Here is a 15,295-nt window from a genome sequence, read left to right as displayed (position 1 = left end):
TCGACCCCGGTGAGGCTCGTGAAGCTGCCGAGCAGCTGCGTGAGGCGGGCTACGCGAAGCTCGCCATGCAGGTGCTCGCCGACGCGCACGGCCGCCGGCACACAATGGTCGCCGCGATGCTGACGATCCTGCGCAAGCAGCCGCCGACCGATCGCGAAGAGTCGATCATCGACCGTGCACTCAAGTGGCTCGACGAGCACCACGCGGGGGTGCCTGTCCTCGGTGACCTGCTGCAGGTCATCCAGAACGGCCCGCCTGAGGTGCGAGCCGTGGCGCTCGATCGCGGCGACGACGCCCGCTACAAGCAGATCACCGAGGACCTCGAGGCGTCGCTGATCAGCCTCACCTCTGGCGGTCGGCTGGGCGAGACGTTCGCCCACCCGACCGACGTGCCGATGCGGCGCGATGCCCCGGTGGTCTACGACGTGTCGAGCATCGATGATGCCGACCAGGATCTGCAGGCGGCGATCCTGCTGGCCTGCTGGTCGAGCGGGTTCGGCACGGTCAACGTGGCGAACGCGCTGGCCGACGCCGGCCTCGAGCCTCGCCGGCACTACTTCGTCGTGCTCGACGAGCTCTGGCGTGCCCTGCGCGCTGGACGCGGCCTCGTCGACCGGGTGGACGCGCTCACCCGACTCAACCGTCAGCGCGGCGTCGGCATGGCGATGATCTCGCACACAATGAGCGACCTCTTGGCGCTGCCAACCGAAGAGGACCGCATGAAAGCGAAGGGCTTCGTCGAGCGCGCTGGCATGGTCGTCGCCGGCGGGCTGCCCGGTGCCGAGATGCCGATGCTCACGAGTGCCGTGCCGCTGTCCCGGGCCGAGCAGGAACTGCTCGGGTCGTGGCAGGATCCGCCCGCCTGGGATGCGGTCAGCGGCCGCGAGGCGGAGCCGCCCGGGCGAGGGAAGTTCATCGTGAAGGTGGGCGGACGTCCGGGGATCCCGCTGCGCGTGGAGCTTACCGACGCCGAGCGGCACATCAACGACACGAACAAGCTGTGGCACGACCAGTCCCGCACCGGTCGCCGTGGCGGCGAGCTCGCCGCGGTGACGCCTCTGCGAGCGGAGGCCGTCTGATGGCCGGGCAGGCGAATCGGCGGACCGAGCCGGGTCGCACGAGCACCGGCACGATGGCGCTCCTCGTGTTGCTGCTGTTCCTGTTCGCCGTCGTCGGCGTCCTCTGGGCCGCCGTCGCGCTCGGCTCGCAGCTGAGCGGCGTGAACCCGGATCTGCCGGCCGACCCGTTCGACCTGATGGACGGGCTGCGCAGGGGCACCGTGGTGTGGCCTGCGGCCGCGACCTGGCTCGCGATCGTCTTCGGCGCCGTGGTGCTGGCGCTCAGCGGCCTGTTCGCCTGGGCGGTCGGCCGCTCGAGCAGCAGGCGCTCGCGCGTTGATGGGGCCGCCCGCTACCTCGCCGGTAGCCGTGAGCTCGCCGACATCACCCGGAAGGGTGCCGAGGCATCCGCCAAGCGGCTCGGCGTCGCGACGCCGGGCGTCCCGATCGGCGTGACGGTGAAGTCGCGGCAGATGATCTACTCCCTCTGGGAGTGGATGATGATCGGCGTCGCCGGCCCGCGAGTCGGCAAGTCGACGGCGCTCGTCATCCCCGCGATCATGGCGGCGCCCGGTGCTGTCGTCACGACGTCGAACAAGCGCGACGTCTTGGACGCGACGCGCGATCCACGCGCGGCGGTGGGGGAGGTGTGGGTCTTCGACCCGCAGGGCGTCGCGCTCGAGGAACCGACCTGGTGGTGGAACCCGCTCAGCTACGTCATCGACGACACCCGCGCGGCGAAGCTCGCGCAGCACTTCGCGTCCGGCACCCGCGCCGCGGGTAGCACGACGGACAACTACTTCGACGCCGAGGGCCAGAACCTCCTGGCCGACATGCTGCTCGCGGCCGCGCTCGGCGGGCACCCGATTTCGCAGGTCTACATCTGGCTCACTGATCCGCTCGACCTCGAGCCGCCGACCACGCTGAAGCAGCACGGCTTCGAACTGCTGGCGCAGCGCCTCCGTGGCTACGCGACCCTGACCGAGAAGCAGCGCGACGGCGTGTACGGCACGGCCCGCCAGATGGCGGCGTGCCTGACGAACTCGGGCATCTCGCAGTGGGTGAACCCGCTCGGCGGCAACCTGCTCGGCGACCGCCGCCCGCAGTTCGACCCGGATGCATTCGTGCGTGCCGGCACGGGCACGCTGTACTCGCTCTCGAAGGAAGGGCAGGGCTCGGCCGGCCCGCTCGTCACCGCCCTCACCGCGGCCACGATCGAGGCTGCAGAGGAGCTCGCGACCCGGCAGCGCGGCGGCCGCCTCGCTGTACCGCTGCTCGGGATCCTCGACGAGGCCGCGAACGTGTGCCGGTGGAAGAACCTCCCCGACCTGTACTCGCACTTTGGTTCGCGGGGCATCCCGATCATGTCGCTGTTCCAGTCCTGGTCGCAGGGCATCGAGGTGTTCGGCCGCGAGGGCATGCGGAAGCTGTGGAGCGCATCGAACACGAAGGTCTACCTCGGCGGCGTCAGCGAAGCCGAGTTCCTGCGCGAGCTCTCCACGCTCATCGGCGACTACGACATGGAAACCGCCTCGGTGTCGTACAACAAGGGCGTGCGCTCGACGACCCACCAGCTGCGCCGCGACCGAATCCTCGACGAATCGCAGCTCGCTGCGCTACCGACCGGGCGCGGCGTCGTGTTCACCTCCGGCGCGCCGGCCACGCTCATCGAGACACGCCCCTACTGGACCGGCCCGCACAAGGAAGCGATCGCCGCCTCGATCGCGAACCACGACCCTTCGCTCCCGCCGGCGCCGGCAACGTCGCGACCGCGGATCACTGAGCAAGCGGAGGTTGAAGCATGAGCATCGCTGAGTGGGACGAAGACGAGACAACCGAGTTCGAGCAGCACGTCGTCGACATCGATGAGCAGCCGATCACGCATGGCCCCGCCGTCGACGAGGAGGTGCCGCAGACCTATTACGGCTCCGTCGACGAGTTCGTGCGCGAGAAGATCGTCACCTCGTACCGGCGCCTCGTCGGCCCCCAGGCACCGTACCGGTGGGCCGCCGACTGGTGGAGCTACCCCGAGGCCGTGAGCCGGCTCGACGCCCTCTGGCGAGCATGGGAGCACCTGCGCCTCGACGGCGTGACCGGAGCATCCGTCTGGTGGCGCGACCACGCCGACCACCACATGCGGATGCTCCTCGACAAGGACGGCCCGTTCATGACCTCGAAGGACACGAACGACCCCGGCGAACCGCTGCCCTACACGGCACCGCCGGAAGGGCTCTTCCCAGACGTCCGGGCTCAGGCCGGCTAGTCGTGGAGCGAACCCCCGTCCATTCCCTCGTCGACGCGATGCTCGACGAGGCGGAGCGCACACATCCGGGCATCGAGTACACGGTGATTCTGTCGGCCGAAAACTCGCTGCTGCTGCCTCTGCACAGCACCGAGCTCCGCCGTGAAATCGACGGGATCGATGGGTACTACCGGACGCACGTCTACCGCGATACCGAGGTGTTCGCGGTACCCGAGATGATCGATTGGCTGGTCACGGCCGCGCCCCTGCTCGGACGCATCCCAGAGGCGGCGCGGGCGACCGACTACTACGGAGACCTGCGCACCGGCGAGTTCGGAACCACACCGCCCGACCCCTCAGAACTGACAGGAACGCATCCATGATTGACCGTGACCACGTCGACGCGGCACTCCAGCGAGTGTCGCTGCTCGCCTTCCTCTACTACCCCGAGGTTCATGTCGATGAGCCCGACTACAGCCTCAGCGACGACGTCGACTTCTGCATGGAACCCCTGGCCGAGCTGACCGGGGACGAGCGCGACGCGCTTCGCGATTTGCTTGGCCGCGCGATCGTCGACCCTTCCGAGTACCGCGAAGAAGTCTTCGTCGCGTTGACGGAATTGGCGGCGCCGGACTCAGCCGAGCAGTGAACCGACCGCTCCCTGAGGAGGAGCGTCTGGCGCGCGCTCGCGCGCGTCGACGCGCATGGTGGGACGCTCACCCCAACTACCGGACCGAGTACCGAGAACAGAACCTTGAGCAGATCCGACAGCGCAACCGTGACCGGATGCGCGCGAAGGCGGCCGACGACAAACGCCGGCGACTCGAGGTCGAGCGGGTAGGGGAGTGGGCCAAGCAGAACCCGGAGAAGCGGCGAGAGGCTCGGGAGCGCTATAAGGAGCAGAATCCCGAGAAGTACCGCGCCGCGCAGCGTGAGTACTACCACCGGAACAAGGAAGCGATCGCAGCTCGCCGTCGATCCCGCGAGGGCCGTGACCCCGAGAAGCTGCGCGAGGCGCGACGTCAGGATGCCGCCCGTCGCAAGGAGTCGGCGGACAGGTGGACGCCGAGCGAGGAGCAACGCGAGAAGTACCGCGCTCACGAGCGCGAGAAGAAGCAGCTCGAGCGGAGACTCCAGAGCGTCGGCTTGCCTTCTCGTCGGGTGCGCCGAACGCTCGTTTCAGAGCGCAGAGCGAACCTCGCGGCCGCCGAGCAGTTCTTCAGCCGGCGCCGAAGCAGGGCGGAGGTCCGCCGCATCGCCGCCGGCGACGTCGACCCAAACCTCCTGCAGGGATGGGCACGGTACTCGGCGCTCGTCCGCCGGCGAAATGCGTTCCTCGACGCTGTGCAGACGCACATTCGGAAACACGGCGACGAGCTCCGCGACGACGTGACGCTCGACTCCCGTGCTCGCGAGCTAGTCGGGAAGGATCCGCTCGACACGGATGCCGAGGTTCGTCGACGCGCGCTTGAGGCGGTGCGCGTGGCATACGCCGGGATGGCTCCGCCGAAGCCTTCCGCCACGTCGCCAGCCAGAATCGCTCGAGATCGGCTAGGGCAATCCCGCGCACCTCACGGTCACGAGCGCTAGACGGCCCGCACCTGTTCACCAAGAGGGTCTGCCCCGAGAGCGGACCTACCTGCTCTATCGCGACTCCCAGATCAGGGCTTTTTCAGAGTGGGATCAGATTTGGCAGCAGTCTGCTGCCAAATGTGATCTCACTCCGCGTCGAGCGCCCTCGCTAGATCGGCTTCGGACGGAAGGGCGGCCTGTTCGGCGGGGGAGAGCAGGTCATAGCTTGCAATCCCGACCGGCTGGGTGCTGCCGGCGAGGGCGTAGCGCACGACCTGGTCGTTCTTGTTCGTGCACAGAAGCAGTCCAACGGTTGGGGCATGCTGCGGCCTGCGGAGGCGATCGTCGACGAGTGCGACGTAGAAACCGAGCTGGCCGGTGTACTCGGGCTTGAACTTGCCGACCTTGAGCTCGACCACCACATATCGCAATTGCTCGACGTGAAAGAAGAGGAGGTCCACGAAGAACTCGTCGCCGTCGACGTCGAACGCCACCTGGCGGCCTACGAAACTGAATCCGCTGCCGAACTCCCGCAACGTGTCGATGATCCGGTCGACGAGGGCCTGCTCGACATCCCGTTCGACGGCATCGGTATCGACTTCAAGGAAGTCGAACACGTACGGGTCTCTCGTGAGCTGCTGCGCAAGCTCGGACGCACCCGGGTCGAGGACCCGGTCGAAGTTGGTCGGCGCCGCCTCGAATCGGAGACGGGCTCGAGTCTTGATGTGATGCTCGAGCACCGCCCGAGACCAGCCGATCGCGGCCGCCTGCGAGGCGTACCACTCGCGATCTGCCGGATCGTCGAGTCGGTCGAGGAGGACCATGATGTGGCCCCAGGGCAATTCGGCAGCAGGCTGCTGCCGAAAGCGGTCGGCGTCTGGCCACGCTCGCGCGAACGAACGCATGTATCGCAGGTTGCGCGGTGAGAACCCCTTGGCGTCCGAGAACTCGGTCCGCAGGTCTACCGAGATCCTGTTGATGATGCCCTCGCCCCAGGAGGGCAGGGCGGTGCGCTCGTCGAGCGTCTTGCCGATCCGCCAGTAGAGGCTGATGAGTTCGGCGTTCACTCTGCGTTGCGCGCGGTATCGGGCGTGTCGAATCTGCTGCTTCAGCTCGCCGAGCACCGCGACGTAGTCGTCCGGAACTGCGAGCTCTGCCACCATGCTCCGAGAATATTGACCACTGGCGACAGCGCAGCCGTGGCCGCGCTGGCGCGTCGGCTCTCGCGCTGTCGCTGCTCGCTGCGCCGGCTATCGGATGGCCGCGCGGTACTGCTCTTGCACGTCGGCGGGGATGCGGCCGCGAGCCGGAACTTCAACGCCAGTCTCGGCCGCCCAGGCGCGGATTTCCTTCGACGTCGCGCCGTCGGAGCTGACGCCACGACGAGTGGACCGACGCGCGCTCCTACGGGCTGCCGCCGTGTATGGCTCGAGCACGGCGCGGAACTTGGCGGCGTTGTCAGCCGAGAGGTCGATTTCGTAACTTGCGCCGTCGACGGTGAAGGTAATTGTCTCGGCTGCCTCCGTGCCGTCGATGTCGTCGATGAGCGTGATGACCGTCTTCTTAGACAATGCTGGCTTTCCTCTCTGCTGAGTCGGGGCTTCAGCCCGCGTTGCAGCATAGTGACCCCACTTCATGACACCGAGACGACTTGCTGCGCGATCACGGGTGATTCGGTCGGCCCAGTAGACTGCGGCAGTGTCAAGCTCAAGTGACACAAGAAGAGGGCGCTCGATCTCACTAGACCTGAGATCGAGCGCCCTCTCCCGTTCCGGTGTTACTTGCCGTTCTCCGTCACACTGGTGTTCGGGTGACGAGCAGCAGCAGCGCCCGAGATATATCGGCCAGAGATGGTCGAGCGGTGGTGCGTGCCGCTCGACTTGTTCCCTCCGGACTCGGTGACGCTCGTCTTCGGGTGACGAGCGGCCGCGGCCTTCGAGATGTAGCGGCCGGTGATTGCGGAACGGTGAGCCATGTCGGCTCCTTCCTCTTCGGTGTCACTCACGACATCGTCGTGGGTCGCCGCCGTCGTTCGGCGGTCGTCTGAGAACCTGACCAGCGAGAGTTTCGGCTGGGGGTCGTCGATACCAGCAAGCTGACGGATCCGCTTGGGCGGGAGCTGAAGCTCCGCGGCGACGTCCCTCAAGCTCACGCCGACGCCGTCGAGGAGTTCGATGGCGTTCTTCAGGAGTTCCGGCTGCTCGCCCTCGTAGTCGCGGATCGGCTGCGACCGACGCGGCAAGCTGTTGAGCGTGATGAACGCGCGCCGGTAGGTGGACTCGGAGACGAGGTCGAGTTCACGAAGCCGGTACAACAACGAGTGAACGGACACGCCCCACCACTGGCTGAGTTCCTCCAGTCGATTGAAGTTCACCCGGGCCGGCAGTTGATCCTTGATGATGTCGCGCGGGGTGAGGAATTCGGCGGCGAACTGGTCGGCCTGCCGCTCCATCTGACTGTCGGTTCCCTGGCGGCCGTGATGGAGGACGATGTGGCCCAGCTCGTGCGCGGCCGAGAAGCGGTGACGCATGACGTCATCGGCCTTGTCCGGGGTGAGCACGATCATCGGCCGCGGGAGCGCCGTTGTGGAGAAGGCGTCGATCCGGCTCTTGTCGTCCTTGTCTCCGTCCTGCTTCATGGAGAAGAAGACGGTGAGGATACCGTGCCGTTCGATCTCGTAGACGAGGTGCTTGATCGGCTCGAACCCAAGATCCCAGTGGGCGCGCATGGCCCGGGCGGCGGTAATCGGGTCTGGCACGTCCTCCGACTCCGGGATCGCCCAGTTCGGGATGTCGAGGCTCGGGAACTCGACGCTCTCCTCGAGGTAGCAGCTCAGCTCCCAGGCCTGCTCGACGTAGGCTGTGGCCTGCTGCTGCTGCCCGACGGTGGTGGCACGGAGACGGCGGAACGACGCCTCCGCGATCTCAACCTGGACCCGCGGACGCCCGAGAGCGAAGAACCCCGGCGGGACGTTGAGGGCGTCCGCCAGCGCGGCAATCGTCTCGGCGCGGGGCGTGACCTCGCCGCGCTCATACTGCCCGATCGCGGCGGCGGACACCCCGACCATCTGGTGCAGCTGTGACTTGGTGAGCTTGCAGAGGCGGCGGGCCTGCGTGAGGCGCGACGGGTCGAACAGGCGGGCGATGTCGGTCAGGGTCGGCTGCTCGGCCATCAGTTGTGGCCCTTCTCACCCTCGGGCCGGGGGCGGAGCCTGGCCGGTGTGCGGGGACGCTGGCCGTCGGCGAAGCCTCCGGCCGGGCGGGGCTTCGACCGCATCGCCCCTTCCGCACCGGCCTGGCGGGCGAACGTGAGTCGCTCCGGGTCGGTGAACTCGAGGTACCGGCCGTTCAGCCGGGCCGGCGCCCAGTACATCGTGCCGACCGAGAACGGGGTGCTGCTGTAGTACGGGACGATCAGTGTGAGCCGGTTGGAGGTATCGCCGGCGATGTCGAGAATGTCAGACAGGCGAGCGACATCGTCCCCGTCCTCGGTGTTGTTGCGGGGCAGATCGAACAGACCGCCGGGCTCGGTGTACTTGACGTTGCTGGTCTCGAGGAACACGTCTCGGCGCTGCTCGGGGAGGTAGCTCAGCCGGTAGCGGCGGTGGTTGCGGGGCATCTGCTTGCCGACGCGCTGCAGGAACAGGAGCGTGTCGCCGACATACGGCAGGACCCGGCGGCTGCCAGGCACGCGCTGCTCGCGGTAGCGGTCCATTCCCTTGATCAGCGCCTGGAGCTCCTTCTGCGCGCCGCGGGCCATGCCGACGCCGTATACGTCCTGTTCACCATCCGGATCCTGGTACTCGGTGTGCGCGCGGGCCGACCGATCCTGGCTCCGATGGATCGCCGACGGAATCGCCGACCGCAGCGTGGCGAGTTCCTCGTCCGAGAACTCCGACCTCCAGTCGAGGCTGGTGGGCTCCTGCATGATGGCTCCTATCGGTTGACCAAGCACAATCATAGACGACACCTTCAGTCTCAAACACATTTTGGTCATTTCCACGGCGGTGTGTCGCGTCTGACTTCCATAAAGGCGGTAGTCCGGCGCACTGGGAAGACTTGTGCTCAGGGCCGGGGATCGGCCATTGCGGTCGAAAGCGGGCCGTGGCTAGCGCGAATGCCTGTTGATGCCTAGTGGGCGTTGCCACCAGTGCCGGGTCTTGGCGACACTCCGAACTGAGTCGCCGGCCGCTCGGTCCGCGGCCCGTGCGGCCGCGATCTCTTCCGGTGTGAACGCGTAGGCCCAGATGACCCTGCCCGCTGTGATCCAGTAGTGCGACTGGCAGGGCAGCGACCAGTTCCCGACCGAGGGTGCGAGCGAGATGGCGTGTCCGTCGTAGGTGAATCGCCATCGCGCGGGGGAGAGGGGGGTGATCACCTCTTCGCCGCATCCGCAGCAGCAGAGGTGCCCGCAGGTCCGGTACTGGATCGAGATGTAGATAATCCCGGGCTGCAGTTCGGTGGGGAAGGTGTCAACGAACTCGGGGCGCAGTTCGGGGATCCTGCCCCTCACAGGGGGTCCTCGTTGGCGAGCTCGTTGAGGTACAGCGAGTAGGTGGAGAAGCCTTCGCGAGCGCCGTCGGCGTAGAACCCGAGGTGACGCTTCCAGCGGATGACCGCGAGGACGGCGTTGAGGGCGTTGAGGTCGGCGATCTGGATGTTGCGGCCGTAGTCGTCGTCGGGGGCGGCTGCGGTGGGGATCCGGTTGCCGTTCGCGACGTGATCGCGGTGCCCGGGGAGGCTGGTCACCACGCGGAGCAGACCGGCGAGGCGACCGTCGACTTCTTCGATGCCCATTCCGACGTCGATGAACGGGATGCCGCGGGTCTCGAGCCAGTCGATGATGACGGGTTTCGTGCTCGCCTCGTCCGAGGCGAGGAACACGAACGTGGCTCCTTCGAGGAGTCCGAGGTTGGTCTCGTCGAGGAACTCCGGGTGCGCCACGATGCCGCGGTGCATGCGTGAGTAGACGGACCGGTAGTAGTCCACCTTGTTCGGACGCGCTTGCAGCTGTTCGAGTGATGCGGCTCCGGGGGCGCGAAACGCGTTGTGGTTCTCCAGGACGTCCCCGTCGATGATGTTGATCGTCGAGACGGGGGTCTTGGCGACCTGGTCGAGGATGTAGCTGCCGGTGCCTCCAAGACCCACGATGGCGATGTGCTCGCCGTGGAAGCGCTGGACGAGGGCGGCAAGGCCGGCGCGTGAGGTTGCGGTGTCCCGGTACACGAACGGGCTGTCATCGTCCACGACCGCCCAGGAGGTCCCGGGAGTCGCGGTCGCAGACGGGTCCACTGCCTGTGCCTCGTGCGCGAGGATCCGGGTGTACGTTGTCACCTTGGTGTACTGGTCGGGGTAGCCGTTGGGCCCGGGCTTGCTGGAGAGCATGTACTGTGCCTGCAGGGCCGGGGTGATCTGCCGGCGCTGTGCCCTGACCGATCGCAGGGGTCGGCCGGACGCTTGGTGGGGCTGTGAGCCGCCGAACCAGATGCGGTGGTCCGTCTGTGGCACGATCCGGTCGCCGCTGATGCTCACCGGGTAGGCGAGGAAGCCGTAGTCAACGACGCCGGCCGCGGTCAGGTACGGGATGTGCCGGATGATGAGGTGGTCACCCTCGATGCTGATGTCGTAGCCGTCGTCGAGGAGCCGGGCGATGTCCGGGTCACGAACGAGTGGTGCGGAAGACATCGAAGACCATTCCCTCCTTGACGGCGACGTCCTTGCCCGTGGTGAGCGTGCCGGCGCCGTGGCCGTCGTGGCCGCGGGAGTACCGGATCGTGACGTCCTCGCGATCCGTGACGGGCTGGTTCGGGTAGGCGAGCGCGACGAGCTGCTCGAACGAGATCTTGTTTTCGCCCCACGGCTGCGGGCGGGCATTGATGACGATGGTGGTCTGGTGTCCACCGGTGCTGGCGTTGGCCATGTCCGTTCCCCTTTCAGGGTGTCGTGCTGGGCGGACGCACGCCGACTGCGATACGCTTTACCCAACTGGTAAACCCATTCTACCACAGGGGGCTTTACCGAGGAGGTAAAGGTGAATCTGGCGTGGCGAGATGCTGAGTTGCATCGCACCTGCTTGTCCTCGGCTGAGATCGCTCGGCGCTGGCCGGCGAGCGAGGCAACCGTGCAGGATCTGCTGGCGACGATCTGCCACGCCCGGGACTTGGCGGCGCTGCAGAGCTATCGAAGCCTGCAGGTCCAGCCGGTACTGGATCCCCGCCGTGGCCAGATGCACGTGACGGTTCGATTGGAGGAGGTTGAGATGCACGGATCAGCGTTGACGAAGACGGGGGAGCGCATCATCGTGCCGACGGAGGCACGCTTCTGGGATGTCGCCGGGCAGGCGCCGGCCCTCCTTGTCGAAAATCTGAACGCGGGCGGTACGGCGTTTCGGATGGTGAGCTGATGGACTCAGCAGTCCTGCGTTACGCCCCTCAGGAGTTCTCGCCCGACTGGGCCGTACCTCCTGGGCGGATGATCCTGCGCGAACTCGAGGCCGGCGGGTTCTCGCAGGCTGACATTGCCGCGCGGGCCAACATCAGTGCAAAACACCTCAATCAGATCGTCAAGGGCCACGTGCCGCTCACGCCGGAGGTCGCGGTCTCGCTCGAGCGAGTCCTCGGCGCCTCGGCCGACACTTGGCTGCGGATGGAAGCGACGTGGCAGGCGCACCGGGTGCGCCTATCGGCCCAGGAGTCGTTCGCGACGCTGGCCGCATGGGTGCGGAAGTTCCCCGCTCGTCTTCTTCGATCGCGGCGAATAACTGACGACGCCATGTCACTCGCGGACCAGGCAGACTCTCTCCTGCGCTTCTTCCAAGTCGCCGACGCACACGCGTTTGATCGGGTCTGGCTGACACCGCAGGCCAGCTACAAGCGAAGCCAGAAGTTCGATATCGACCCGTACGCAACCGCCCTCTGGCTCCGGCTCACCGAAGTCGAAGCCGAACGGCTGGTTCCGATGGCAAACCAGTACGACGCCGACGCGCTGAAGACGATCGCGCACCAGGTGCCGGCCCTAACTCGGCTGCCATTTGAGGACGGGTTCCGTCGAGCTCAAGACCTGCTCGCGAGCGCGGGTGTCCTCCTCGTCTTCGTCCCCGAGGTCGACAAGACGAGAATCACCGGCGCGTCGCGCTGGCTCCACGCGACGCATCCCGTCATTGCCCTGACCGGCAGGCACAAGTTCCTCGACGTGTTCTGGTTCGCGCTCCTTCACGAGATCGGCCACGTCCTCTTGCACCCGAAACGGGCCACGTACCTCGACGTGGAGAAGGCAAGGGGCGCCGACGATGACCACGACAGACAGGAAACTGCCGCGAATAAGTTCGCAGAGTCGCTGATCATGCAGGGCACCAATCGAGCAGAGCTCCTCGACATTGAAGACGAACCAGGTCTAAGACACCTGGCGGCGCGCCTGAATGTGGCGCCAGGCATCTTGGCAGGTCAGTACGGGTTCGCGGCGGGGGACTGGCGCAAGTTCGCGAAACTGCGTGAGTCCGTGGACATCGCCGCGGAGCTTGCACTCAACCCGATCCCCTCGTGACCCCTGGGGAGGTTGCCGCCGCGAGCGTCGCCGTGTTCACTGCCCTCGTCACGCTGATCGCGAACTGGGCTGTCATCCGCGGCGATCATGCAAGCCTGAGACGTCTCATACTCCTCAACGACGCGATCCGGGACCTGCCCCAAGACTCCCCGGGCCGGCGAGGACTCACATTTGCCCGCAACGAACTGGCTGTCCGCACGGCCCTGCGGATGTACCCACCAGACGGGGGCACCGCCGACGTGCTGAGGAGCCTCTCCCGCCTCCTGGCCACGGTATCGATCGGAGTCTTGTTACTGCTGCTCGCCTACGCGGGCCTCAGCCGCCCACAAGCGGGCGATGTCATCGTCACGACACTCACCGCAATCGCAACGACCGCCGCCGTTGCGGGCTATCTACTAGCTGCCACCAGGCTTGCTGTCATTCGCAAGAAGCTGTCCTCCTGAACGGACGGCGCCTTGCTGCTGCCCATCCGTTTTGTCCGCAATTCGGTATGGGCCAACGACGGGAGGGCCCGGCGGTGATGTTGACGGCCGGGCCGTCGCTTGGCTCGCGACGAGGCAACCAACCTCGGCGGAGACAGATACGCAAGCGGACGCGTGTGTCGGTGGCTCCTGAAATGGTGAACGCAAACCGGCTAGGACGTGTTGCTAAAGAGGTGCGGCGGGTTTCGGTCTGACTTGCATGGGCGGCGGCGGGGTTGACCATTCCCGCGACAGAGGCGAGGGTCCCGACGTGTCGGTGACGGTCAGTACTGGTTGCGGGTTAGCCGGTGTATTCGACGACGTCGGGCAGGGTGAATTCGCGCGCGAGCACGCTGTCGTGCGGCTTGTACACGCGGAACAGGAAGTTCCAGCCTTGTGAGATGTCGAGCCGGTTGGGCTTGTCGCCCACGACCTCTTCGGACCCGAAGTACACGGTGAAGGTGCCGTCCTCGTTGTAGACGGTCGTTTCGGGGCTGAGGGTGGCGTTGTACGAGTGGAAGAACGCGTCATCACCGTAGACGGCGATCGACCAGAACGCGTCGCAGGGCGGCACCGTGTACCTCGCGGTGTACGCCTTCGATGCGTCCACCGGGCCGGTGTAGTTGATGTAGACCGCCTCCTGCTCAGGAAACAGCCCCCACGCGCCGGCCACCGCGAGGTGCCGCGTCTCCTCGTCGACCTCACCACGGCGACCCATCCACCCCGACGGGTACTGCGTGTACGTACGGAACTCCTGCTCATACTGCGCACGCAGCGCGAACATCGAGTCCCAGTCCCAGTCTTCGGGCGCGAAAGTCTCGGCACTGTTCGCATCGATCTTGAACTGCCCCAGGATGCCCGCCACGTACGCGATCTCATCCTCATCGCGCATGTCGTGCAACTCGACCCGCGGAACCGCGGCGCAGTACCGGGTGGGTGAGGTGATCTCGTGCCAACCCGGCTCATGGAGCACGTCGATCGTGTAGTGGTCGTTGTCGATCAGCATCAGCGACACGTACCTGCCGTCGGTGACCTCGGGGATGAACACTCTCGCACCCTGTGACGTGTCCACCACGCTGCCGCCGTACAGGGTGTCCCGGTTCATCCGCACCACTGGCTGCTCATCGGTCGGTACGGGCCGGGAGATCAGGTAGAACTCGTTCACGGCGCCGCCCGCGCGCTGCTGGAACACCGCGAATCGGCCATCCACCTCCGCGCGGATATACGTTTCGGGTGTCACCGACGTCGCCATCATCGCTCCTATCGTGGTCTTGCGACTCACCCTAGCGATTCAGCTCGCGTGCGCGGGAGGCTGTTCAGCCAGTGGAGTGTAGCGGCGAGACAGAGGCCCGCGTGGTAGTTGCGGGCCGTCTTGTCTGAGCGCATCGCAATGCCGCGCCACTGCTTGAGTTTGTTGAAGCACCGCTCGACGACGTTACGGCCACGGTAGCGGACCCGCTGCTGATCACCGAAGTCGATCGGGCGCCCGCGGCGCTTGCGCCGGTGGGCAATCTGATCGTCACGTTCCGGGATCGTCGCAGCGATCCCGCGTTCGCGCAGCCACGCCCGGTTCGCCTTCGACGGGTAGCCCTTGTCCGCGAGCACCCGGTCCGGCCGAGAGCGTGGCCTGCCCTTCGCGCCCGGAACACGGACCTCGCTCAGCGTGGTCGCCAGCATGCTCGTATCCGCCGCTTGCCCGGGCGTGAGGATGAACGCGAGCGCGCGACCTTTCCCGTCGCAGACCAGGTGGTTCTTCGTCGTCAACCCGCCGCGGGAGCGGCCAATCGCATGGTCAGGCGGCTCCTCGCCGAACTTCTTGTAGTTCGAAAGAGCCCCCTGTGACGCGGCGGAGGGTTGCGCCGTGCTGATGCACGCGCACGATCGTGGAGTCAATCGACGCGACCCAATCCAGATCGCCGGACTGCTGAGCGAGCGACTGCGTCGTCTCCAGAACCCGCGCCCACACGCCCTGCTCGGACCACCTGTTGAAGTTCTTGTAGATCGTGTTCCAGTTCCCGAAGCGCTCCGGCACGTCCCGCCACGGAGCACCGGTCCGGAATCGCCACGCCGTCGCCTCGACTACGGTTCGTCGATCCGCCGGTGGCCTGCCTGTCGCCTTCACTTTCGGGAACAACGGCCCTATCACGGCCCAGACTTCGTCAGAGATCACATCACGCGACACGACTCAAGACTCGCCGATCCACCCCTTGAATGGCTTTAGCAACACCGCCTAGGGGAGGGCTCGTGCCGCAGCCAGATCGATACGTCCACGCCAAGGTCGAATGCTCGTCGCATCACTTGCACGACATCTGCGTCGAGGTTTCAAGGCAGGTTCCGCCGGAACTCAGATGCGCTCCTGACGCCGGGCCCGGGTATGGCCCCGGCGGTGGTCTAGGCTGTCGCATTCCGCCGGAGCCTGAA

Annotated in this window: 16 protein-coding genes and 2 pseudogenes; 9 read left to right on the top strand and 9 right to left on the bottom strand. The window is 66.5% G+C overall.

Going from position 1 to position 15,295, the window contains the following annotated elements; translation table 11 throughout:
• From ACIQH8_RS17560 to ACIQH8_RS17535, 6 genes and pseudogenes are all read left to right on the top strand, one after another.
• Positions 1-1,079 (top strand): annotated as a pseudogene (locus ACIQH8_RS17560) (ATP/GTP-binding protein); the annotation flags it as partial.
• Positions 1,079-2,863, top strand: coding sequence for a type IV secretory system conjugative DNA transfer family protein (locus tag ACIQH8_RS17555; protein ID WP_401001152.1), 1,785 nt, complete (start codon positions 1,079-1,081; stop codon positions 2,861-2,863). The pseudogene ACIQH8_RS17560 and the gene ACIQH8_RS17555, both read left to right, overlap by 1 nt.
• Positions 2,860-3,321: a DUF4913 domain-containing protein gene (locus ACIQH8_RS17550; RefSeq protein ID WP_401001149.1), complete on the top strand. Its 462-nt coding sequence runs from the start codon at positions 2,860-2,862 to the stop codon at positions 3,319-3,321. Before ACIQH8_RS17555 ends, ACIQH8_RS17550 begins: the two co-directional genes overlap by 4 nt.
• Positions 3,322-3,359: 38 nt before the next feature.
• Positions 3,360-3,683, top strand: coding sequence for a hypothetical protein (locus tag ACIQH8_RS17545; RefSeq protein ID WP_401001146.1), 324 nt, complete (start codon positions 3,360-3,362; stop codon positions 3,681-3,683).
• A complete protein-coding gene (locus ACIQH8_RS17540; RefSeq protein WP_401001143.1) occupies positions 3,680-3,949 on the top strand; it encodes a hypothetical protein in 270 nt (89 codons plus the stop codon). Before ACIQH8_RS17545 ends, ACIQH8_RS17540 begins: the two co-directional genes overlap by 4 nt.
• Before the next feature lie 137 nt (positions 3,950-4,086).
• A complete protein-coding gene (locus ACIQH8_RS17535; protein ID WP_401001140.1) occupies positions 4,087-4,890 on the top strand; it encodes a hypothetical protein in 804 nt (267 codons plus the stop codon).
• 128 nt (positions 4,891-5,018) lie between these two features.
• Here the strand turns inward: ACIQH8_RS17535 and ACIQH8_RS17530 are convergent, their stop codons facing one another.
• The 7 genes from ACIQH8_RS17530 to ACIQH8_RS17500 form a co-directional block, all read right to left on the bottom strand.
• Entirely contained in the window at positions 5,019-6,035 is a 1,017-nt protein-coding gene (locus tag ACIQH8_RS17530) for a YhcG family protein (protein WP_401001137.1), read from the bottom strand.
• Between the two features lie 87 nt (positions 6,036-6,122).
• On the bottom strand, positions 6,123-6,443 hold the full coding sequence (locus tag ACIQH8_RS17525) for an Lsr2 family protein (RefSeq protein WP_401001134.1): 321 nt from the start codon (positions 6,441-6,443) through the stop codon (positions 6,123-6,125).
• A 206-nt stretch (positions 6,444-6,649) separates the two neighbouring features.
• Positions 6,650-8,044 carry a helix-turn-helix domain-containing protein gene (locus ACIQH8_RS17520; RefSeq protein WP_401001131.1) on the bottom strand — a complete coding sequence of 465 codons (1,395 nt, stop codon included), beginning with the start codon at positions 8,042-8,044 and terminating at the stop codon, positions 6,650-6,652.
• A complete protein-coding gene (locus ACIQH8_RS17515) occupies positions 8,044-8,799 on the bottom strand; it encodes a hypothetical protein (protein WP_401001129.1) in 756 nt (251 codons plus the stop codon). The genes ACIQH8_RS17520 and ACIQH8_RS17515 overlap by 1 nt, the downstream gene beginning before the upstream one ends.
• Before the next feature lie 180 nt (positions 8,800-8,979).
• Positions 8,980-9,384 (bottom strand): DUF6527 family protein, encoded by a 405-nt coding sequence (locus ACIQH8_RS17510; RefSeq protein ID WP_401001127.1) that lies wholly within the window; start codon positions 9,382-9,384, stop codon positions 8,980-8,982.
• Positions 9,381-10,556, bottom strand: a complete 1,176-nt coding sequence (locus tag ACIQH8_RS17505; protein ID WP_401001125.1) for a ThiF family adenylyltransferase — start codon at positions 10,554-10,556, stop codon at positions 9,381-9,383. Before ACIQH8_RS17505 ends, ACIQH8_RS17510 begins: the two co-directional genes overlap by 4 nt.
• On the bottom strand, positions 10,531-10,791 hold the full coding sequence (locus ACIQH8_RS17500; protein WP_401001123.1) for a multiubiquitin domain-containing protein: 261 nt from the start codon (positions 10,789-10,791) through the stop codon (positions 10,531-10,533). Before ACIQH8_RS17500 ends, ACIQH8_RS17505 begins: the two co-directional genes overlap by 26 nt.
• 111 nt (positions 10,792-10,902) lie before the next feature.
• Here ACIQH8_RS17500 and ACIQH8_RS17495 point away from each other — a divergent pair, with 111 nt between their 5' ends.
• The 3 genes from ACIQH8_RS17495 to ACIQH8_RS17485 are packed head-to-tail and all read left to right on the top strand — an operon-like array spanning position 10,903 to position 12,856.
• Positions 10,903-11,274: a hypothetical protein gene (locus ACIQH8_RS17495; protein ID WP_401001121.1), complete on the top strand. Its 372-nt coding sequence runs from the start codon at positions 10,903-10,905 to the stop codon at positions 11,272-11,274.
• A complete protein-coding gene (locus tag ACIQH8_RS17490) occupies positions 11,274-12,413 on the top strand; it encodes a helix-turn-helix domain-containing protein (RefSeq protein WP_401001119.1) in 1,140 nt (379 codons plus the stop codon). Before ACIQH8_RS17495 ends, ACIQH8_RS17490 begins: the two co-directional genes overlap by 1 nt.
• Positions 12,410-12,856, top strand: a complete 447-nt coding sequence (locus ACIQH8_RS17485; protein WP_401001116.1) for a hypothetical protein — start codon at positions 12,410-12,412, stop codon at positions 12,854-12,856. The genes ACIQH8_RS17490 and ACIQH8_RS17485 overlap by 4 nt, the downstream gene beginning before the upstream one ends.
• A gap of 319 nt (positions 12,857-13,175) precedes the next feature.
• Here the strand turns inward: ACIQH8_RS17485 and ACIQH8_RS17480 are convergent, their stop codons facing one another.
• Together ACIQH8_RS17480 and ACIQH8_RS17475 are read right to left on the bottom strand one after the other, a co-directional pair.
• Positions 13,176-14,084 carry a DUF1214 domain-containing protein gene (locus tag ACIQH8_RS17480; protein WP_401001113.1) on the bottom strand — a complete coding sequence of 303 codons (909 nt, stop codon included), beginning with the start codon at positions 14,082-14,084 and terminating at the stop codon, positions 13,176-13,178.
• A 68-nt stretch (positions 14,085-14,152) separates the two neighbouring features.
• Positions 14,153-15,056 (bottom strand): annotated as a pseudogene (locus tag ACIQH8_RS17475) (IS5 family transposase).
• Positions 15,057-15,295: the final 239 nt, after the last annotated feature.

This window comes from Agromyces sp. GXQ0307, from assembly GCF_044769845.1.
Lineage (GTDB): Bacteria > Actinomycetota > Actinomycetes > Actinomycetales > Microbacteriaceae > Agromyces.
The sequence above is the reverse complement of the archived record's forward strand: the minus strand, read 5'-3'. Positions and strand labels throughout refer to the sequence as shown.

Coding starts and splice junctions, on each gene's coding strand:
- ACIQH8_RS17550 (WP_401001149.1), top strand. CDS start 2,860: ATGAGCATCGCTGAGTGGGACGAAGACGAGACAACCGAGTTCGAGCAG.
- ACIQH8_RS17520 (WP_401001131.1), bottom strand. CDS start 8,044: ATGGCCGAGCAGCCGACCCTGACCGACATCGCCCGCCTGTTCGACCCG.
- ACIQH8_RS17500 (WP_401001123.1), bottom strand. CDS start 10,791: ATGGCCAACGCCAGCACCGGTGGACACCAGACCACCATCGTCATCAAT.
- ACIQH8_RS17530 (WP_401001137.1), bottom strand. CDS start 6,035: ATGGTGGCAGAGCTCGCAGTTCCGGACGACTACGTCGCGGTGCTCGGC.
- ACIQH8_RS17505 (WP_401001125.1), bottom strand. CDS start 10,556: ATGTCTTCCGCACCACTCGTTCGTGACCCGGACATCGCCCGGCTCCTC.
- ACIQH8_RS17540 (WP_401001143.1), top strand. CDS start 3,680: ATGATTGACCGTGACCACGTCGACGCGGCACTCCAGCGAGTGTCGCTG.
- ACIQH8_RS17490 (WP_401001119.1), top strand. CDS start 11,274: ATGGACTCAGCAGTCCTGCGTTACGCCCCTCAGGAGTTCTCGCCCGAC.
- ACIQH8_RS17535 (WP_401001140.1), top strand. CDS start 4,087: ATGCGCGCGAAGGCGGCCGACGACAAACGCCGGCGACTCGAGGTCGAG.
- ACIQH8_RS17555 (WP_401001152.1), top strand. CDS start 1,079: ATGGCCGGGCAGGCGAATCGGCGGACCGAGCCGGGTCGCACGAGCACC.
- ACIQH8_RS17545 (WP_401001146.1), top strand. CDS start 3,360: ATGCTCGACGAGGCGGAGCGCACACATCCGGGCATCGAGTACACGGTG.
- ACIQH8_RS17515 (WP_401001129.1), bottom strand. CDS start 8,799: ATGCAGGAGCCCACCAGCCTCGACTGGAGGTCGGAGTTCTCGGACGAG.